Here is a 20263-nt window from a genome sequence, read left to right as displayed (position 1 = left end):
CGTGCGTTGTATCGGGCCCGTTGCGCTGCCGATCGAGGCGATCGCGTTTGAGCGCGTGTTCGCCCGCGGCAAGCAGGCCGCGTCCGGTGCGGCGTTGATGGTGGATGGATGCAGTTCGACGGCCGGATACGCGATCACGATCGCGTCCGTTCGCGCTCCCGCGCCGAGGGCTCACGCCGACTCGACGTTAGCCGGCACCAAAGCGCAGCACGCGGGCTCGCCGAGCACAGTCCGGACCAGTGCGGCGCTCGATACGCACGTGCGCGCCGCCAAGGGCAACGGCGGGACTCTTGCGCTCCCGCTGCTGCCCGCGGCCTGTGCGATCCTCTCGACGATGGCCACGCTTGAAACTGCCAGCATCAGCGAACGGAGCGCGGCATGATCCGCGCGCTTGCGCACGAGTGGCGGCTCGTTCTGGTGGCCCTTCAGTACTTCACGCGGCTGCCGGTGCCAGCGCTGCAGCATTTCGATGCGCGCTGGCTCTCGCAATCGGTGCGTTACTTTCCGCTCGCTGGCCTGGTCGTCGGCCTCGCAAGTGCGCTGGTCCTGCTCGCCGCGTCGGCGCTGCTGCCATGGCCTGTCGCTGCGCTGCTGGCGCTGGCGACCTCGTTGTGGATGACCGGGGCGTTCCACGAGGACGGCCTGGCCGACACGTTCGATGCGCTCGGCGGACACGTCCCGCGGGAACGGGCACTCGCGATCATGCGCGACTCGCGCATCGGCAGCTACGGCGCCGTCGCGCTGGTGCTTTCGCTTGCGTTGCGGTGGCAGGTGCTGGTCGCGCTGCAGCCCGACGAGGCCGTCGTCTATCTCGTCTGCGCGCATCCGCTTGCACGGGCAATGGCAGCGGCGTTGATGGCGTCACTGCCCTACGTGCGGCTGGACGACGATGCAAAAGCCAAGCCGGTGGCCCAGCCGATGACGGTGGGTCTGGCGGCGGTAACGCTGGTAATCGGCCTGGCGCCGGCGCTCGTCGTGGCGGGCGTATATCCGTCGTGGATCTTTGCACTGGCCTGCGGCACCGCTGCCGCGGCGGCCGTGCATGGGTTGTCGCGCGCATGGTTCCACAGGCGTCTGGGTGGCTACACCGGCGATGCGCTCGGCTGCGCCGAGCAGTTCGGCGAGATCGTGTTCGGGCTCGCACTGCTGGCTGCGCTGCGGTACGCCGGTTGATGCCGATGCACGTCTTCATCCGGCATCCGCCGATGCCGTCGCTGCAGGGCGTCTGCTATGGCCGGCTCGATGCGCCGCTCGCCCCCGGCACGTTCGAACGCGCCGCGGACGCGCTCGCCGCCGAGCTGCCGGACTGGCCGATCGTCAGCAGCCCGACGACGCGATGCCTCGATCTTGCGCGCGCGCTGCGCGCTGCGGCGTTGGCGGATGACCCGGGTAATAGCGTCCCACCCACGCGGCATGGCGACGTCCTGATCGACGCACGTCTCCGGGAACTGGATTTCGGCACCTGGGAGGGCCAGCGCTGGGACGCGTTACCGCGCGCAGCGCTCGATGCGTGGAGCCAAGATGTCGCCGGGTTTGCCGCACCGGGCGGCGAATCGTTCACCGCGTTGATTGCGCGCGTCCGGCAGGCCCTTGCCGAACTGCAGACGCCGCACATCGTCGTCACCCACGCAGGCGTGATTCGCGCGGCGCTGCATCTCTGCGGCATGCCGCTGGCGCAGGCGGCATCGGCCTGCATCGCACACCTGCAACCGATCTGGATCCACGTCGAAGCAGATCCCGGTTAGGGCCTGCCGCTCCTTAGCGCGTAGCAGCCGGCCGGCGCCGCAACCGCGATTGCAGTGTGGGCAGCGCGCACGCCGACCTACTGATCGCACGGCATGAAGCAGCCGTTTGGCCGCCTCGCCTGCGCCCGCCGGCCTCGCAGCCGCGGCGCGCGGACGGGTTCACGCTTCAGCCCGCGGTGACCGGCTGCCTGAGCGTCTGCGCCAGCGCGGCCACCGTTTCGACGAGGACCACCGGTTCGACGGGCTTGGCGAGGTGCTGCTGGAACCCCGCCTGTAGCGCACGCAAGCGCTCCTGCGTGCGGGCGTATGCAGTCAGCGCGATGGCCGGGATTGTGTGGTTCGGGCTGGCCGCGTCGGCACGCAGGTGGCGGACCAGCTCGTAGCCGTCCTGGCCCGGCATGCCGATGTCACTCACGAGCAGGTCAAATGCCTGACCGGCGAGCATCCCAAGCGCGTCGCCGGCCGACTCCGACAATGAGACCTGTGCGCCCGCGCTTTCCAGCAGGCGCGCGGTCATCAGCCGCGCGTCGGCGTCATCGTCGACCACCAGAATGCGCAGGCCCGACAACTGCCCGGCCTGCCTCGCGCGAACGGGTTCACCCGCATCCGGGGCGCGCCGATCGCGCGAAGGCGACGGCAGCGGCAGCAGCACCGAGAACGTGGCGCCCTGCCCCGGCCCGTCGCTGTGCACCTGCACCTGGCCACCGTGCAGGTCGACGAGCCGGCGCACGATCGACAGGCCCAGCCCCAGCCCGCCGTGGCGACGACTGATCGACGAATCGGCCTGGCGGAAGCGGTCGAACACGTAGGGCAGGAATTCCGGCGCGATGCCTTCGCCGCTGTCGCTGACGACGATCTCCAACGCGGTGGCGCGCCGATGCAGGCGCACATCGATGCGACCGCCGCGCGGGGTGAACTTCGCCGCGTTGTTGAGCAGGTTCCACATCACCTGCTGCATGCGGCTGGGGTCGATGTCGACCGGCACCTTTGCATCGGCATCGATGGTCACGTCGATCTGCAAGTCCTTCGCCTGCACGGTCGGCATCACGGTCTGGATCGCGCTTGCAACCAGTTCATGCACGGGCTGCCGTTCGAGCTCGAGCGCGATCTTGCCCGACACGATCGAGCTCATGTCGAGCAGGTCGGCGATGATCTGCGACTGCGCGCGTGCATTGCGCTCGATCACATCGACCGCCTGCAGCAGCTCATCCGGCAGCGACCGCTGCAGCCGCAGGATCGCCACCCAGCCGAGGATCGCATTGAGTGGCGTGCGCAGTTCGTGGCTCAGCGTCGCGAGGAACTCGTCCTTCATGCCGTTCGCACGTTCGGCAAGGCTGCGCGCCTGCTGCTCGGACTCGAGCGAGCGCTGCAGCCGCTGGTCGAGCTCGTGCTTCTCGATGACGATGCCCGCCAGGTGCGTACCGAGGCGCGCCAGCTCCCTGTCGCGCTCGCCCGGCTCGCGCGGCTGGCGGTAGTACAGCCCCAGCGAGCCGAGCACGCGGCCATCGCTGCCGACGATCGGATTGGACGTACACGCCGCAATCCCCGCGGCCGATGCGAGCGCATGCACGGCCGCCCACTGCGGGTCCGCCAGCAGGTCGGCAGCGATGACCGTCGTGCCTTCATGCGCCGCCGTGCTGCACGGGGCGATGCCCGCCGCAATCGGCAACCCATCGAATGCCGCATAGACCGCCGGGGGCAGGCTGGGTCCGGCGCCCGGTCGCAGGCAGCTGCCGTCCTCGGAAACGAGCAGTACCGACGCGAGCATGCCGTCGCCCGACTGCGATTCGATCCGGCGCACCAGCGTGTCGAGCACCTCGTGCAGTGGCGAGCCGGTCGCGATCAGCTCGAGTACGCGTTTTTCGGACGCGAGCGTTTCTTCCGCACGCTTTCGCTCGGTGATGTCGGAGACCGTGCCGATATAGCCGAGGAACTCGCCGTTGGCGCTGTGACGCGGCGTTCCGGTATCGACGCACCAGCGGTAGGCACCGTCGCGACGACGCAGCGCGTATTCGATCGAGAACGCTTCCTGGCGTGCGTTCTTTTCGGTGTAGTACCGGGTGGCGCGCTCAAGATCGTCGGGATGCACTGCATCGACCCAGCCGCTGCCGAGCGCATGGGCCTGCTCCTGCCCGGTGAACTCGATCCACTGCCGGCTGACGTACTCGACGCGGCCATCGGGTCGCGTCATCCAGATCATTACCGGCGCGCTGTCGGAGAGCATCCGGAACCGGGCCTCACTCTCCTGCAATGACTGCTCGAACTCAACGCGCTCGCTGATGTCGGTATGGGTGCCGACCCATTCGAGCGCCTGGCCCGATTCGTCCGGCACCGGCACCGCGCGTACGTCGCAGAAGCGGTAGGTGCCATCGTGGCGGCGCAGGCGGTGCTGCGTCGCAAACATGCTTTGCGCAGTGACCGCCGCGTTCCACCGCTCAAGCGTGCCGGGCACGTCGTCGGGATGCACCGAGGCGGTCCAGCCGTAGCCCCTGTATTCGTCGAAGGTCTGCCCGGTGAACGCGGCCCAGCTGGGCTGCTCGTTGTGGAACTCCCCGGTTGCGGTGCAGTTCCAGAAGATGCTGCTGGTCGCGTCCACGGCCGCCCGGAAGCGCTGCTCGCTGCGCCGCAGTTCGCGCTCGACGCGCGCGCGCTCGATCGATTCCCAGCACCGGTTCGCCACATGCAGGACAAGGTCGACCTCGTCGTCGGCCCAGTTGCGCGGCGTTGCCTGGTGCACCGCCATCGCGGCCACGAAGCGCCCGGATTTGAGCACCGGTACGCAGACCACCGCCCGGATCTGGGTGAGCCGGTAGGCGGTCAGGTCGCCAATCGGCGGCGTGTACGACTCGACATCGGTGACGCGGTAGACCTCGCCACTGCGCATCAGCCGCAGCACGTCCTCACCGAACGCGGTGAACGTGTAGCGCCCGACGATGCTCTGCACACCCCGGGTGTAGTCACCGGTGAGGTTGAACGTGTCCTCGTCGGCCTCGACGTCCGCGTACGCACAGCGGTCGGCATCGAGGTACTCACCGAGCAGGCGGGCACAGGTCTGGGTGATGTCTTCGGCGCGCACCAGCGGGCGCACGGCCTCGTCGAGTTCCACCAGGAAGCGGTCGCGCGCCTCGGCGCGCCGGCGCTCGGTGATGTCCACGCCGTGGCCGATCAGGCCGTCGACGCGCCCGTCGGGCGTCAGCAACGGCTGGTACATGAAGTCCAGGTACCGCGTTTCCATTGGTCCGGACCGATCGCGCTGCAGGCGGACCGCGACATCACGACCGACGTAGGGCTTGCCGGTCTGGTAGACCTCATCGATGAGGGTCAGGAAGCCCTGCTCGACCAGCTCGGGCATCGCCTCGCGCACCGGCCGGCCGATGATCTCGCGGTCACCAACGAGCTCGAGGTAACGCGGGTTCGCGAACTCGAACACATAGTCCGGGCCGCGCAGCACTGCCATGCAGGCCGGCGAGCGCTCGAATGCCTCTGCGAGCTGCCTGCGCTCGTAGTCGATCTGCGCCAGCAGCCGATCGCGCTCGCGTTCGGCGGCCACGTGCCGGGTTTCCTCGGCGACCACGCACAGCAGGCCTCCGATTCCGCCGCTGCCATCCGGGATCGCGCTGTAGGACCAGGTGAACCACGCCTCTTCGGGAAAGCCGTGGCGCTCGACCGGCAGCATGACGCGCTCGTGCCACGAGCTTTGCCCGCGCTCCATGACAGCCCGGATATCGTCCTGCAGCGTGCCCCAGATCTCATGCCAGATCACCGCGGCTTCGCCACCGAATGCCTCGGGATGCCGCTTGCCGAGAATCGGGATGTAGGCGTCGTTGTAGAAGTTGATCATCCGGTCGCCCCACCAGATGAACATCGGGAACCGGCAGTTGAGCATGATGCCCAGCGCGTTGCGCAGCGGCTCCGGCCAGGTTTCGATGGGCCCGAGACCGGTTTTTTCGCCGCCGAGCCGCATCAACAGGCCGACGGTTTCGGACTGCTTCGGCAACAGGCTGTACAGCGGGTTCGGATCGGACACGCGCTTGCTCCGCAGGATCATCGACGCTGGCCCCTGGCCGGCCATCGCAATTGGCGACCGTGTGGCCCGTCAGCACGCCGCTCCGGTTCTGGCCGGGCCGGTCCTGCAGCGGCACCGCCGGCATCGTCGCAGTGCAGCTTAGCGCGACCGCAACCTCCGGAATGAGTCGGCCGTTAACAGTCCCGTCGGCCGGGACCTGGCTACGGGGCGCGGATGGGGCCACGCTGCCATTTGCGCAGCTCCCGAGGGCCGGCATCCGCCAACCCGCGACACGACTGATTGCGCCGGCAACCCCGACCGACCGCCTCCCGGGCGCAGTGCCGAATGACGCACGCACACGCGCCGTGCCCATCCCGAGCAGGCGATCCGGGCAACCTATGGGGTAATGCGTGCGGCCGGCAGGCCGCGGCCACCGGCCCGATGCGCGATCGCACCGGGCCGGCCCGGACGCCGGGGTTATTCCACCGTCACCGACTTGGCCAGGTTGCGCGGCTTGTCGACGTCGGTGCCACGCGCGAGCGCGACGTGGTACGCGAGCAGCTGCACCGGGATCGTATGCATGATCGGCGACAGCGCGCCGACGTGGCGTGGCGCGCGGATCACGTGCACGCCCTCGGATTCACCGAACTGGCTGTCCTCGTCGGTGAACACGAACAGCTGGCCGCCGCGTGCGCGGACTTCCTGCATGTTCGACTTCACCTTTTCGAGCAGGCTGTCGTTCGGCGCGATGACGACGACCGGCATCGCCTCGTCGACGAGCGCGAGCGGGCCGTGTTTGAGCTCACCCGCCGGGTACGCCTCGGCATGGATGTATGAGATTTCCTTGAGCTTGAGCGCGCCTTCGAGTGCGATCGGGTAGTGCACGCCGCGACCGAGGAACAGCGCGTGGTTCTTCGGCGCGAACTTGTCGGCCCACGCCTTGATCTGCGGCTCGAGGTTCAGCGCATGCTGCACGCTGCCGGGCAGCTGGCGCAGACAGTCGAGGTAGCCCGACTCTTCCTGCTCGTTCAGCCGGCCCTGCACCTTCGCGATCGTGCAGGTCAGCGTGAACAGTGCGACCAGCTGCGTGGTGAACGCCTTCGTCGACGCGACGCCGATCTCGGCACCGGCACGCGTGTAGTACACGAGGCGGCTGGCACGCGGGATCGCGCTCTCGGGCACGTTACAGATCGACAGCGTGCGGTCGTGGCCGAGCGATTTCGCGTACTTGAGCGCTTCCATCGTGTCGAGCGTTTCGCCCGACTGGGAGATCGTCACGATCAGCTGGCGCGGTTTCGCGACCGCGGCGCGGTAGCGGTATTCGCTTGCGATCTCGACGCTGCACGGAATGCCGGCGATCTGCTCGATCCAGTAACGCGCGGTCATGCCGGCGTAGTAGCTGGTGCCGCAGGCGAGGATCTGCACGCCGTCGATGTCGCGCAGCAGTTCCTCGGCGTCCTTGCCGAACAGCTCGGCGGAGAACGCACCGTTGTCCATGACCGCTTCGATCGTGTCGCCGATAGCGCGCGGCTGCTCGTGGATTTCCTTCTGCATGAAGTGCCGGTACGGGCCGAGCTCGAGCGAGGCCAGCGAGACGTCCGACATGTGCACGTCGCGCTCGATGGATTCGCCGCGCTCGTCGAACACGCGCACCGATTCACGGGTGATTTCGGCGGTATCGCCCTCTTCGAGGAAGATCACCTTGCGCGTGGACTGGATGATCGCCGACACGTCGCTGGCAACGAAGTTCTCGCCCTCGCCCAGGCCGATCAGCAGCGGACAGCCCATGCGCGCGGCGATCAGGCGGCCCGGCTCCTTGCGGCTGACGACGGCCAGCGCGTATGCGCCATGCAACTCGCGCACGGTCTGCTGCACCGCGCCGAGCAGGTCGGCGCCGCTCTTGAGGTAGGAGTGGATCAGGTGGGCGATGACTTCGGTATCGGTCTGCGACTCGAACTCGTAGCCCATCGCGCGCAGCTTCTCGCGCTGCTGCTCGTGGTTTTCGATGATGCCGTTGTGCACCAGCGCGACGCCGTGGCTGCAATGCGGGTGCGCATTGGCCTCGGTGACGCCGCCGTGCGTGGCCCAGCGCGTGTGGCCGATGCCGACCTGGGCGTTGAATCCTTCGTTCTGCGCGGCGGCTTCCATCTCCGACACGCGCCCGGTGCGGCGCACGCGGCGGATGTCGTCCTTGTCGAGCACGGCGATGCCGGCCGAGTCGTAACCACGGTATTCAAGCCGCTTGAGGCCGTCGATAAGGACGGGTACCACGTCGCGATCGGCGATCGCGCCCACAATGCCGCACATGGATTCGGTTCCTGCTGATGAACTGACAGTCTAGCTGTCCGCCTTGTCCGCGCGGACAGCCTCATGTCCGAATGGACGGTTTTTCCGCCAGCCAACGGCCATGGAATCAGAGACTTAAGCGTTGGCACGACCCGTGCGTAGGACAGGGGGCAGGCGGTTGCCTGTGCCACCCGTCCGAGTCATGAGCATTCGCGATACCTCCGCCCAGGACGTGCGCCTCTCCACTGCCCCGCCCGAGGGGAGGCAGCGGCGCCTGCTCGCGGTCGGCGCCGTCGTCGTGGTCGCCCTGCTGCTCGCGTTCGGGGTGTCGGCGCGCTTCGCCGGCTCGCGCTCGGTCGATGCCGACCGCCTGCGCATCGCCGAGGTCACACGCGGCACACTGGTGCGCGACGCCTCGGTCAACGGCCGCGTCGTGGCCGCCGTCAGCCCGACGCTGTACGCCCCGGTGCCGGCAACCGTGGTGTTCGAACGCAAGGCCGGCGATACCGTCCGGAAGGGCGAGGTCCTCGCGCGCCTGGTCTCGCCCGAACTGGAAAGCGAACTTGCGCGGGAGCGCTCGACGCTGGAGCAGCTCGAGGCCGAATCCGGCAGCGCACGCATCGCGGCGTCGCGCAGCCGGCTCGACGCACAGCAGGAAGCCGACGAGGCGATGATCGCGTTGCAGGCCGCCCAGCGCGACCTCGATCGCACCGAGCGCGGCTTCAAGGGTGGCGCACTGGCCGAGATCGACTACCTGCGCGCCCAGGACGCACTGAAAACCGCTCAGATCAGGCATCGCAATGCGGTTCGCGCCGCGCAGCTGACCGGCAACAGCGCCGGCTTCAGTGTGCAGACGAGCGCGCAGCAGGCGCAGCGTCAGCGGCTGGTGGTGTCTGAGATGGAGCGTCGAGTCGACGAACTCAACGTGCGTGCCCCGATCGACGGCGTGATCGGCACGACGCTGGTCGCCGACCGCGCGGTCGTACCGGCAAACGCACCGCTGCTCACGGTGGTTGACCTGTCGAAGCTCGAGGTGGAGCTCGAGGTGCCGGAGACATACGCCGAGGACCTCGGGCTGGGCATGACCGCCGAGGTGCGCATCGGCAACGCGAATGCGGTTGCGACCATTGCCTCGATTTCGCCCGAAGTCGTGAACCGCCAGGTGCTCGCCCGCGTGCGCTTCGCCGACGGCAAGCAGCCCGAAGGCTTACGCCAGAACCAGCGGGTCTCGGCGCGCGTGCTGATCGAGGAGCGCCCGAACGTGCTGATGGTGCCGCGCGGACCGTTCGTCGATGCACACGGCGGCCGCTACGCGTACTTCGTCCAGGACGGCAGCGCCGAGCGCCGGCCGGTCCGCATCGGTGCGACCAGCATCCAGGCGGTCGAACTGCTCGATGGCGCCAAACCCGGCGACCGCATCGTCATCGCCGGCAGCGACGGCTTCGGTGATGCCGAAAAGATCTCGATCAGCCAGTGATCGCCCCCTCCCTTCCCCTTTGCCCCGAAAAGGACCCGCCATGCTCCGCATGAACCAGCTCAGCAAGGTCTACCGCACCCACATGATCGAGACCCATGCGTTGCGTGGCTTCGACATCCACGTCCGCGACGGCGAGTTCGTTGCCGTCACCGGCCCATCGGGTTCGGGCAAGACGACGTTCCTCAACATCGCCGGCCTGCTCGAGGATTTCAGCGGCGGCGAGTACTGGCTGGACGGCGTGGACACGCGCGGGCTCAACGACAACCAGCGCTCGCGTCTTCGGAACGAGAAGATCGGCTTCATTTTCCAGGGCTTCAACCTGATCCCGGACCTGAACCTGTTCGACAACGTCGACGTGCCCCTGCGTTACCGCGGTCTCGGCAGTGCGGATCGGAAGAAGCGTATCGAGGACGCGCTCGCGCGTGTTGGCCTGAGTTCGCGCATGAAGCACTACCCGGCCGAGCTCTCCGGCGGACAACAGCAGCGCGTTGCGATTGCGCGCGCACTTGCAGGCAGCCCCCGCCTGCTGCTCGCCGACGAACCGACCGGCAACCTCGACTCGCAGATGGCGCGCGGCGTGATGGAGCTGCTCGAGGAAATCAACGCTCAGGGGACGACCATCATCATGGTCACGCACGATCCGGAGCTAGCCGCGCGCTCGCAGCGGAACGTGCACATCATCGACGGTCAGGTCACCGATATCAGCCATGGCCCGACGCTGCATGCAGTCGCCAGCGCGCCGCAGACCACGCTCGCCTGAGGCCACGCCGATGTTCGCCTATTACCTGAAGCTGGGCTTTCGCAACCTGCGCCGCAATCCGATCCTGACCGCGCTGATGGTCATCACGCTCGCGGTCGGCGTTGCCGCCAGCATGTCGTCCCTGACGCTGCTCTACGTCATGAGTGGCGACCCGATCCCGCAGAAATCCGACCGTCTGTTCGTGCCGCTGCTCGACAACGCGCCGCTGCAGCAGCCGAACCCTAGCGACGACCCGCCGGGCCAGTTGACCTACCGTGACGCACTGGCGCTCAAGGCCGACGGACCCAGCGAGCGCGAGACCGCGGTGATGGGCATCAATGGCGCACTCGACAGCGGGCGCCCGGACCAGCAGCCCTCGCCGACTGAAGGCGTAGCCGTAAACTCGGATTTCTTCGCGATGTTCGACGTGCCGTTCCGCAGTGGCGGGCCGTGGAGCGAGAGCGACGACGAGCGCGGCGGCAACGTCATGGTCATTTCGACCAAGCTGGCCGACCGTATGTTCGGACAAGCCGACCCAGTGGGCAAGAACCTCCGGTTCGAAGGTCGCGACTACACCGTGACAGGCGTAATCGAGAAGTGGGAGCCGCTGCCGAAGTTCTATCGCCTCATTGGCGGCAATGTGTTCGCGTTCGAGGATGTGTTTATCCCGTTCAACAACGCGGTCGCAAACGAAATGACGTCACAGGGCAGCATCAGCTGCAACGTCGACGGAGAGGTCGAACCCGGCTACCAGGGCCTGATGGCGTCGGAATGCACCTGGGTGCAGTTCTGGGTCGAACTTGCCAACGCGGGCGACCGCGCCGCGTATGCAGCCTACCTCGACGACTATGTCAGCGAGCAGAAAAAGCTCGGCCGCTTTCAGCGCCCGCTGAACAACCGCCTGTACGACGTGATGGACTGGCTCGACTTCCAGGAAATCGTTGGTGACGACCGGCGCCTGCAGACCTGGCTTGCGTTCGGCTTCCTGCTCGTTTGCCTGGTGAACGTGGTCGGCCTGCTGCTTGCGAAGTTCACCGCGCGCAGTGGCGAGATCGGCGTCCGCCGCGCACTGGGCGCGCCGCGTCGCGAGGTATTCAAGCAGTACCTGACCGAGGCTGGCGTCGTCGGCGTTGTCGGCGGGGCATTCGGCATCGCGCTCACGTTCGGCGTGCTCGCGCTGATGGCGAAGCAGTCCGAAGCGATCGGAACGATGGCCCGCGTCGACTGGGTGATGTTGACCACCGCGCTTGTGCTCTCACTCGTTGCCAGCCTGCTCGCCGGTCTGCTGCCCACCTGGCGTGCATGCCAGGTCCGCCCGGCCGTCCAACTCAAGTCGCAGTAAGCGGAGAACACCATGGAAATCCGTCCCATTCTGTCCTCGCTGCTGCGCAGCAAGACCGGCGCGGTGCTGATCGCCGCGCAGATCGCCCTGACGCTCGCGATCATCGCGAACGCGCTGTACATCGTGAAAGACCGCACCGACCGCGCCGCGAGACCGAGCGGGCTCGACGAGGCGAATACGTTCTACATGCTGTACGTGGGCGCTGGCCCGGCGACCGATGTCGAGGCGATGCAGCGTCGGGACGTGGAAACATTGCGCGCGATTCCCGGCGTCAAGGGCGCCGCCTGGGTCAACCAGTTCCCGATGGGGCAGAGCGGCTGGGGCCTGAGCCTGACGAACCGGCCGCAGGATCCGTCGTCCGGCATCACCGGCGCGGCGTACTTCACGCCGCATCCGGTGAGCGAGGGCTTCGGCGTGAAGATCGTCGAGGGCCGTGATTTCACCGACGACGACGTGCGCACGGTCGATCCGGCGAAGGGCCGGCCGCAGGCCGATAGCGTGCTCCTGACACGGCAGATGGCGAACCGCCTGTTTCCGGACGCACCGAGCGTGGTCGGCAAGACCGTGAGCCTCGGCAGCGGGACCGAAGCTGTGCCACTGCGCGTGATTGGCGTGATCGAGCGACTTATCACGCCGTTCGCCCAGAACAGCGACAACGCCTACATCAGCTTCGTACTGCCCGTGCGCTATCTGGACAACACCGGCAGCTACGTTGTGCGCACTGAGCCAGGCCAGCGCGACCGAGTAATGCGCGAAGCGGAGGAGGCTCTGGGCAAGCTCTCCAACGAACGGATGCTGATCTTCAACGACACGGTTGAAGAACGGCGTGCCGAGCGCTACCAGGAGGAGCGGTCGATTGCCGGCATGCTGCTGGCGGTGACGATCGGCCTGCTGCTGGTCACCGGCAGCGGCATCGTCGGCCTGGCCAGCCTGTGGGTTACCCAGCGGCGCAAGCAGATCGGCGTACGGCGCGCACTGGGCGCACGTAGGGTCGACATCCTGCGCTACTTCCTGATCGAAAACGCCATGATCTCCACAGTTGGCATCGTCATTGGTACCGCGCTTGCGCTCGCCTTGAACCAGTTCCTGGTGAGCAAGCTCGAGCTGCCACGACTGCCGCTGGAATACCTCGGCGGCGGCATGCTCGCGCTGTGGGTGTTGGGCATACTGGCCGTGTACGGGCCGGCGTGGCGCGCATCGACGGTTTCGCCGGCAATCGCGACGCGCAGCGCCTGACGCCGGAGTCCTCCACCGCGATCGATCTGGGGTTTCGTTCGATGGTTTATCGCACTTGCCAGCCGCCACGCGTGGATGTGGCCTACCGACAGGCAACGCCCTGATGGCCCGCATCCTCGTCATCGACGACAACCCCGCAGTCGCCACCGCGCTCGACGTGCTGTTCTCGCTGCACGACATCAGCACGTTGAGCGCGGATTCGCCGCAGGCCGGCCTTGCGTTGCTCGAACGCGAATCGGTCGACCTTGTCGTGCAGGACATGAACTTCCAGGCCGACACGACCTCGGGTGAGGAAGGAATCGCATTGTTCAAGGCGATCCGCGCCCGTCACCCGGACCTGCCGGTGATCCTGCTGACCGCTTGGACCCACCTGGAAAGCGCGGTCGACCTCGTCAAGGCCGGTGCGGCCGATTACCTCGCCAAACCCTGGGACGACCGCAAGCTGCTTGCCACGGTCAACAACCTGCTCGAACTGTCGCAGGCGCGCACCGAACTCGCGCGCGAGCGCAGCGGGCAGCGGCGCCGTCGCAGCGCGCTGGAACGCGAGTACGACCTGCGCGGGTTCATCTATGCCGATGCGGCCAGCGAAGCGGCGTTGACGCTCGCCTGCCAAGTCGCGCGATCGGACCTGCCTGTGCTCATCACCGGGCCGAACGGCGCGGGCAAGGAGAAATTCGCCGAGATCGTGCATGCAAACTCGCCGGTTCGCAGCGGGCCGTTCGTTGCACTCAACTGCGGCGCGCTGCCGGGCGAGCTGATCGAAGCCGAACTGTTCGGTGCCGAGGCCGGCGCGTATACCGGGGCGACGAGGGCGCGCGAAGGCAAGTTCGAGGCGGCCGATGGCGGCACGCTGTTCCTCGACGAGGTCGGCACGCTGTCGCCGGCGGGACAGGTCAAGCTGCTGCGCGTGCTGGAGACCGGGCGTTTCGAGCGCCTTGGCGGCAATCGCGAGCGCACGGTCAAGGTGCGCATCGTCAGTGCGACGAACGCCGACCTGCCGGCCTGCATCGCGTCCGGCCACTTCCGCGAAGACCTCTATTACCGGCTCAACGCGATCGAAGTGAAGGTGCCGGCGCTGGCGCAACGCCCCGCCGATATCCTGCCGCTCGCGCGGCATTTCCTGCCGCCCGGCAAGTGCCTGGGCAGCGATGCCGAGCGCGCGCTGCTTGCGCATGCCTGGCCCGGCAACGTGCGCGAGCTGCGCAATGCGATCCAGCGCGCGGGGCTGCTTTCACGTGGCGAAATGATCGCCGCGGCCGACCTCGGGCTGCCGCCACCCTCCGTGTCCGCACCTGCCTCCGGTGACGAGCCCGACCGCGCCGCGATCGAGACCGCGCTCGCGCGCCACGGCGGCACGGTCGCGCAAGCCGCCGCCGACCTCGGCCTGAGCCGACAGGCGCTGTACCGGCGCATGGAGCGGCTCGGGATCGGTCGTCCGTGAACAGTCGGCTCACGCACTCGTTTGTCGAGGCAACGCCTGCGGGGCGTGCCGGATGACGACGCCCGGCCGCCTGCTGCGCAGACTTCCGCTGAGCGTCGTGTTCAGTACGCTCGCGATTGCATACGTGCTCGCCGGCGCGCTGATCACGATCGTGCTCGAAGCTTGGCTCGCCAGTCGGTGGCTGGCCGCGGTCGTCGCAACGCTGCTGCTTGCTCCGGTCCTGCTGCTGCATGTCCAACGTGCGTTCGCGCCGATGAACTCGCTGTTCCGCGCGCTCGCCGGCACGGTCGCAAGCTATCGCGACGGTGATTTCAGCTTCGGCCTGTCATGGCCCGGCGGTGGGGCACTTGGTGAACTCGTCGACAGTCACAACGCGCTCGGCGACGTGCTACGCGACCAGCGGCTCGCGCTGGTGCAGCGCGAACTGCTGCTCGACACGATGGTGCAGAACACGCCGGTCGCGATGGTGCTCGTCGATCCGTCCGACCGCGTCGTGCACGCAAACCTGGCCGCACGGCGCATGCTCGGCGAGGGCAGGCGGCTCGAGGGCCAGGCGTTCTCCGCGCTGCTGGCACGCACGCCGGATGCATTCCGCGACGCGTTCGAGCGCGGCGGCGATGCGATGTTCACCGTCGGTGACAGCGAGGACGAGGACATCTACCACCTCTCGCGGCGGCACTTCCGCCTCAACGGCCGGCGCCACGAGCTAGTACTGCTGCGCCAGCTCACCGCGGAGCTTCGCCGGCAGGAGGTGCAGACCTGGAAGAAGGTCATCCGCGTGATCAGCCACGAGCTCAACAACTCGCTTGCGCCGATCGCGTCACTCGCCCATTCCGGCGCCGAGCTGCTGCGACGCGGGCAGCTTGAGCGCCTGCCGATCGCACTCGCGACGATCGAGGAGCGCGCGCGCCACCTCGAAGGCTTCATCCGCGATTACGCACGCTTCGCAAAGCTGCCGGCGCCGCGTCTCGAAGCGGTGCCGTGGTCGCGTTTTCTGGCCCAGCTCAAGGCGCAGGTGGCGTTTGCCGGCGAGACGAACGTGGAAGGTTTCGTGCGGATCGATGCGGCGCAGATGGAGCAGGCGCTGCTGAACCTGCTCAAGAACGCACACGAGTCCGGCTCGTCAGCCGAGAACGTGCAACTCGTGGTGCGGCGGATGCCCGACGCGTGGCGAGTCGACATCCTCGACCGCGGTCAGGGCATGAACGAGGCGGTGCTCGCGAATGCGCTGCTGCCGTTCTACTCGACCAAGCGCAACGGCACCGGCCTCGGCCTCGCGCTGGCTCGCGAGATCGCCGAGGCGCATGGCGGTCGCATCGCATTGCTCAATCGCGAAGACGGCGGCCTGTGCGTGACGATGATCGTGCCCGACTAGGCAGTGCGCGCAGCTTGGCGGTGGCGGTTGGGTCGGGCCGCAAGGCTGCGGCCGACGCGCACCGCGGTGCGCTGTGCGGCCCGTGCACGCTTCGGCAACCGATCGCGCCGCTCAGCTCACGCGAGTCGTTCCCGTCCGCCGCGCCGTCCGGAGCAAGGGCTCCGGCGCATGCTGCGCCCGAGACCGTATCAACCGTCGGGTCAGCCCTTTTTCGGCCGCTGCCAGCCTTCGATCGTCGTCTGCCGTGACCGCGCGAGGCTGAGTTTCTCGGCCGGCGCGTCACGCGTGATCACCGAGCCCGCCGCGATCGTTGCGCCCTCGCCCACCGTGACCGGCGCGACCAGTGAGGTGTTCGACCCGATGAACGCGCCATCCTCGATCGTGGTGCGGAACTTGTTCGCGCCGTCGTAGTTGCAGGTGATCGTGCCCGCGCCGACGTTGACCTTGCTGCCGATCTCCGAGTCGCCGAGATAGGTCAGATGGTTCGCCTTGCTGCCCACGCCGAGGCGCGCGTTCTTGGTTTCGACGAAGTTGCCCACGTGCACGCCGTCAGCAAGTACGGTGCCCGGCCGCAGCCGGGCGAACGGACCGATCGTCGCGGCGCCATCGACCACCACGCCGTCGAGATCGCAGTGCGCGCGCACCTCGGTACCGGCCCCGAGCTTGACGTCCTTGAGCCGGCAGAACGGCCCGATGCGCACGCCGTCTCCGAGCTCGACACGCCCTTCGATGACGACATTGACGTCGATCTCGACGTCGCGCCCGACCGTGATCGACCCACGTTGGTCATAACGCAACGGATCGAGCAGCCGTGCACCGGCTTCGCAGAGCGCGCGCGCGGCGCGCTGCTGGTAGGCGCGTTCGAGCTGCGCCAGCTGCCAAGGGTCGTTCGCGCCTTCGACCTCGATCGGCTCGTCGACGTGCGCGATCTCGGCGGCGCTGAACTCGCCCGCCGCGGCGGCGAACACGTCGGTGAGGTAGTACTCGCCCTGCGCGTTGTCGTTGCCCAGGTGCTGCAGCCAGCGGCGCAGCGGCAGGCCGTCGCAGACGAGGATGCCGGTGTTGACGGTGCGGATGCCGCGCTGGACCTTGTCGGCATCCTTGTGCTCGACGATGCGCGCCACGCGGCCTTCGGCGTCGCGCACGACGCGTCCGTAACCCGTCGGGTCATCCAAGTCCGCAACCAGCACCGCAATGCGCCCGGGCGCGGTAAGCAGGCGCTGCAACGTGTCAGCGCGGATCAGCGGCACGTCGCCATACAGGACCAGCACGCGTGCATCCTCCGGCACGTCCGGCATCGCCTGCTGCACCGCGTGGCCAGTGCCGAGCCGCTGCGTCTGTTCGGTCCACTGCAGGTCCGGCTGGTCGCCGAACGCGGCGAGCACCTGGTCGCCGCCGTGGCCGTAGACGATGTGGATGCCTGCCGGCTGCAGCGCGCGTGCGGTTTCCACGACATGCGCGAGCATCGGGCGCCCTGCGATCGGCTGCAGCACCTTCGGCCGCGTCGACTTCATCCGCTTGCCTTCTCCGGCGGCAAGAATGACGACGTGCAGCGGTGTGCTCATGCGGGCTCCAGGGGGCAGGTTCGGGGCGGGCGGTGATTCTAACGGCCCCCGCGCTGCTAGCATGCCGCGGTGCCGACCGCCCTTTATTACCCTCATGCGCGTGATGCCGTTGCGCGCGTCCTGATCTGGAGCGGCGCAGCCGGGTGTGCGAGCAGCTTCATGCCGTACACGACATCGCCATGGGCCGGACGTGCACACCTACGCATGACCCTGGACATGGCACAGGCGCGCCATGTACCGGACGCACCCAGCCGATGAGCCTGACCCGACAAGGCCGCCATTACCTCACGATCGGCATCGTCCAGTGGCTGCTCGACTGGGGCGTGATGGTCGGCCTCAGCCACCTTGGTCTCGCAGTTGAGATCGCGAATATCGCCGGGCGCGTCAGTGGTGCGGCGCTGGGCTTCTGGCTCAACGGTCGTATTACGTTCGCCGGTGACGACACGATGGTCGGGCGTCGACAGTTCCTGCGGTTCGCGTTGATGTGGACGTTCACGACGCTGCTGAGCACCTGGGCAATCGGTGCGATCAACCGGGCTGTCGGGCTCAAATGGACCTGGCTGGCGAAGCCCGGCGTCGAGCTCGTCCTGGGAGCGCTCGGCTTCCTGCTCTCACGCCACTGGGTTTATCGCCGCTGAGCGATGCGGCAGTGCACGTGCACTGGTCCCGGCAGGTCTTCACGCTCGGCATCGGCTTATGGCGATTAACGGGCCTCGCCCGCTGCCCTTTGGTAGCAGCCACGCTTGCTCAACTGTGCTCTGTCACCGTGTGCCTTAGCCAAGCGCGGCGGTCGCGCACGGTAGCGCCTTAGTGCGCACTGGGATTAGCACCGGGTGCGCCGCTTCAGAGGCGCCGCCGCCGTCGCGGACGAGGGGTGCTCGTCGGACAACGGGACCTTATCGACAGATCCAGCGCTGGGTGCGCAGAGCCTGCAGAGCCGGCGCCCAGACCGTCTGATGCTATGCAGGGCTCGTCCTGCGACCAACAAAAAACGCCGGCTTCTAGCCGGCGTTCAAGGACCCGCGAGTCGGCGCGAATGCGCTGCACAGGATCAGTGCTTCATGCTGCGACGCAGGCGCTCGAGCGCTTGCAGCTGCGCCATCGCCTCGGCGAGCTTCATCTGCGCCTCGGCGATCTCCATCTTCTCGCTGCGATTCGCGAGGATGCGCTCGGCTTCTTCCTTCGCGGCACGCACCGCGGCCTCGTCGATGTCCTGCGCGCGGATGGCGGTATCGGCCAGCACGGTCACGACCGTCGGCTGCACCTCGAGAATTCCGCCGGACACGGCGAAGTCGTGCTGCTCGCCGTTCGGCAGCGTCACGACGACCTTGCCGGGCTTGAGGCGGGTGATCAGCGGTGCGTGCTTCGGCGCGATGCCGAGCTCGCCCATCTCGCCGGTCGCGACCAGCAGGGTCGCTTCACCGTGGAAGATCTCTTCCTCGGCGCTGACGATGTCGCAACGGAACGTGGCCATGAATCTCTCGCTTTGCTCGATGAGGATCGGCGTGGGCCCGATCGGTCCCGCTGCAGTGCGCGGAACCGTCGGATCTCACGCCCTGCGGCTCGCGTGAGGCGAACCGCGGACGTTCAACGATCGCCGGATCAGCCGGTGATCTTCTTCGCCTTCTCGACCGCTTCCTCGATGCCGCCGACCATGTAGAACGCCTGCTCCGGCAGGTGGTCGTACTCGCCCTCGACGATGCCCTTGAAGCCGCGGATCGTGTCCTTGAGCGAGACGTACTTGCCCGGGGAACCCGTGAACACTTCGGCGACGTGGAACGGCTGGCTGAAGAAGCGCTCGATCTTGCGGGCGCGCGACACGGCCTGCTTGTCCTCCTCAGAGAGCTCGTCCATGCCGAGGATCGCGATGATGTCCTTCAGTTCCTTGTACTTCTGCAGCGTCGACTGGACCTTGCGCGCGACGTCGTAGTGCTCGTTGCCGACCACGTTCGGATCGAGCTGGCGCGAGGTCGAGTCGAGCGGATCCACTGCCGGGTAGATACCCAGCGATGCGATCTGGCGCGAAAGCACGACGGTCGCGTCGAGGTGGGCGAAGGTCGTCGCCGGCGACGGGTCGGTCAGGTCGTCCGCGGGAACGTACACGGCCTGGATCGAGGTGATCGAGCCGGTCTTCGTCGAGGTGATGCGCTCCTGCAGCACGCCCATTTCCTCGGCGAGCGTCGGCTGGTAACCCACCGCCGACGGCATGCGGCCGAGCAGCGCCGAGACTTCGGTACCGGCCAGCGTGTAGCGGTAGATGTTGTCGACGAAGAACAGGATGTCGCGGCCCTTGCCGGTCGCCGGATCGATGTCGTCGCGGAAGTACTCGGCCATCGTCAGGCCGGTCAGCGCGACGCGCAGACGGTTGCCCGGCGGCTCATTCATCTGGCCGTACACCATCGCGACCTTGTCGAGGACGTTGGAGTCCTTCATCTCGTGGTAGAAGTCGTTGCCCTCGCGGGTACGCTCGCCCACGCCGGCGAACACGGACAGACCCGCGTGCGCCTTCGCGATGTTGTTGATGAGTTCCATCATGTTGACGGTCTTGCCGACGCCAGCGCCGCCGAACAGGCCGACCTTGCCGCCCTTCGCGAACGGGCACATCAGGTCGATGACCTTGATGCCGGTTTCGAGCAGGTCGGTCGCGGACGACTGGTCCTCGTAGGACGGTGCAGCGCGGTGGATCTCCCATGCATCGGAAGCCTGCACCGGGCCTGCTTCGTCGATCGGGTTACCGAGCACGTCCATGATGCGGCCCAGCGTGCCGGCGCCGACCGGCACCGAGATCGCGCGACCGGTGTTGACCGCGACGAGGTTGCGCTTCAAACCGTCGGTCGAGCCCAGCGCGATCGCGCGGACGATGCCGTCGCCGAGCTGCTGCTGCACTTCGAGCGTGATATCAGTGCCCTGGACCTTGAGCGCGTCGTATACGCGCGGCACGAAATCACGTGGGAACTCGACGTCGACGACCGCGCCGATGATCTGGACGATCTTGCCGTTGGTGGCGACCGGAGTGTTGACCTGGGCGTTCATGACGATTCCTGACTCTTC

At 67.5% G+C, this 20263-nt stretch carries 15 protein-coding genes; 10 read left to right on the top strand and 5 right to left on the bottom strand.

Going from position 1 to position 20263, the window contains the following annotated elements; all coding sequences use genetic code 11:
- Positions 1-55: 55 nt before the first annotated feature.
- Genes ACFFGH_RS18070 through ACFFGH_RS18060 form a run of 3 tightly spaced genes read left to right on the top strand, consistent with a single transcriptional unit; the run spans position 56 to position 1745 of the window.
- On the top strand, positions 56-382 hold the full coding sequence (locus tag ACFFGH_RS18070) for a nicotinate-nucleotide--dimethylbenzimidazole phosphoribosyltransferase (protein ID WP_386670808.1): 327 nt from the start codon (positions 56-58) through the stop codon (positions 380-382).
- Complete coding sequence (locus ACFFGH_RS18065) at positions 379-1173, top strand: adenosylcobinamide-GDP ribazoletransferase (protein WP_386670806.1); 795 nt, start codon at positions 379-381, stop codon at positions 1171-1173. Before ACFFGH_RS18070 ends, ACFFGH_RS18065 begins: the two co-directional genes overlap by 4 nt.
- On the top strand, positions 1059-1745 hold the full coding sequence (locus ACFFGH_RS18060) for a histidine phosphatase family protein (RefSeq protein ID WP_386670804.1): 687 nt from the start codon (positions 1059-1061) through the stop codon (positions 1743-1745). The genes ACFFGH_RS18065 and ACFFGH_RS18060 overlap by 115 nt, the downstream gene beginning before the upstream one ends.
- Before the next feature lie 166 nt (positions 1746-1911).
- Here ACFFGH_RS18060 and ACFFGH_RS18055 read toward each other — a convergent pair whose 3' ends face one another.
- Positions 1912-5772 carry a PAS domain S-box protein gene (locus tag ACFFGH_RS18055; RefSeq protein ID WP_386670802.1) on the bottom strand — a complete coding sequence of 1287 codons (3861 nt, stop codon included), beginning with the start codon at positions 5770-5772 and terminating at the stop codon, positions 1912-1914.
- 456 nt (positions 5773-6228) lie between these two features.
- The gene (gene glmS / locus ACFFGH_RS18050; RefSeq protein ID WP_386670800.1) at positions 6229-8058 is read right to left on the bottom strand and encodes a glutamine--fructose-6-phosphate transaminase (isomerizing); all 1830 of its coding nucleotides are present in this window, start codon (positions 8056-8058) and stop codon (positions 6229-6231) included.
- Between the two features lie 181 nt (positions 8059-8239).
- On the opposite strand from glmS, the gene ACFFGH_RS18045 reads away from it, so the two are divergent.
- The 6 genes from ACFFGH_RS18045 (at position 8240) to ACFFGH_RS18020 (ending at position 15647) form a co-directional block, all read left to right on the top strand.
- Positions 8240-9514, top strand: a complete 1275-nt coding sequence (locus ACFFGH_RS18045) for an efflux RND transporter periplasmic adaptor subunit (RefSeq protein ID WP_386670798.1) — start codon at positions 8240-8242, stop codon at positions 9512-9514.
- Positions 9515-9554: 40 nt separating this feature from the next.
- Positions 9555-10274, top strand: a complete 720-nt coding sequence (locus ACFFGH_RS18040; protein WP_386670796.1) for an ABC transporter ATP-binding protein — start codon at positions 9555-9557, stop codon at positions 10272-10274.
- Between the two features lie 10 nt (positions 10275-10284).
- Positions 10285-11595, top strand: coding sequence for an ABC transporter permease (locus ACFFGH_RS18035; RefSeq protein WP_386670794.1), 1311 nt, complete (start codon positions 10285-10287; stop codon positions 11593-11595).
- 12 nt (positions 11596-11607) lie between these two features.
- A complete protein-coding gene (locus ACFFGH_RS18030) occupies positions 11608-12831 on the top strand; it encodes an ABC transporter permease (RefSeq protein WP_386670792.1) in 1224 nt (407 codons plus the stop codon).
- Positions 12832-12934: 103 nt separating this feature from the next.
- Entirely contained in the window at positions 12935-14272 is a 1338-nt protein-coding gene (locus ACFFGH_RS18025) for a sigma-54-dependent transcriptional regulator (protein WP_386670790.1), read from the top strand.
- A 52-nt stretch (positions 14273-14324) separates the two neighbouring features.
- A complete protein-coding gene (locus ACFFGH_RS18020) occupies positions 14325-15647 on the top strand; it encodes a sensor histidine kinase (protein WP_386670788.1) in 1323 nt (440 codons plus the stop codon).
- A 200-nt stretch (positions 15648-15847) separates the two neighbouring features.
- On the opposite strand, the gene glmU is transcribed toward ACFFGH_RS18020, so the two are convergent.
- Entirely contained in the window at positions 15848-17212 is a 1365-nt protein-coding gene (gene glmU / locus ACFFGH_RS18015) for a bifunctional UDP-N-acetylglucosamine diphosphorylase/glucosamine-1-phosphate N-acetyltransferase GlmU (protein WP_386671278.1), read from the bottom strand.
- Between the two features lie 254 nt (positions 17213-17466).
- Here glmU and ACFFGH_RS18010 point away from each other — a divergent pair, with 254 nt between their 5' ends.
- Positions 17467-17850, top strand: a complete 384-nt coding sequence (locus ACFFGH_RS18010; protein WP_386670786.1) for a GtrA family protein — start codon at positions 17467-17469, stop codon at positions 17848-17850.
- Between the two features lie 413 nt (positions 17851-18263).
- Here ACFFGH_RS18010 and ACFFGH_RS18005 read toward each other — a convergent pair whose 3' ends face one another.
- Both ACFFGH_RS18005 and atpD read right to left on the bottom strand, forming a co-directional pair.
- On the bottom strand, positions 18264-18686 hold the full coding sequence (locus tag ACFFGH_RS18005; RefSeq protein ID WP_386670784.1) for a F0F1 ATP synthase subunit epsilon: 423 nt from the start codon (positions 18684-18686) through the stop codon (positions 18264-18266).
- Between the two features lie 128 nt (positions 18687-18814).
- Complete coding sequence (gene atpD, locus ACFFGH_RS18000) at positions 18815-20245, bottom strand: F0F1 ATP synthase subunit beta (RefSeq protein WP_386670782.1); 1431 nt, start codon at positions 20243-20245, stop codon at positions 18815-18817.
- Positions 20246-20263 lie beyond the last annotated feature (18 nt).

This window comes from Lysobacter korlensis, from assembly GCF_042434515.1.
The sequence above is the reverse complement of the archived record's forward strand: the minus strand, read 5'-3'. Positions and strand labels throughout refer to the sequence as shown.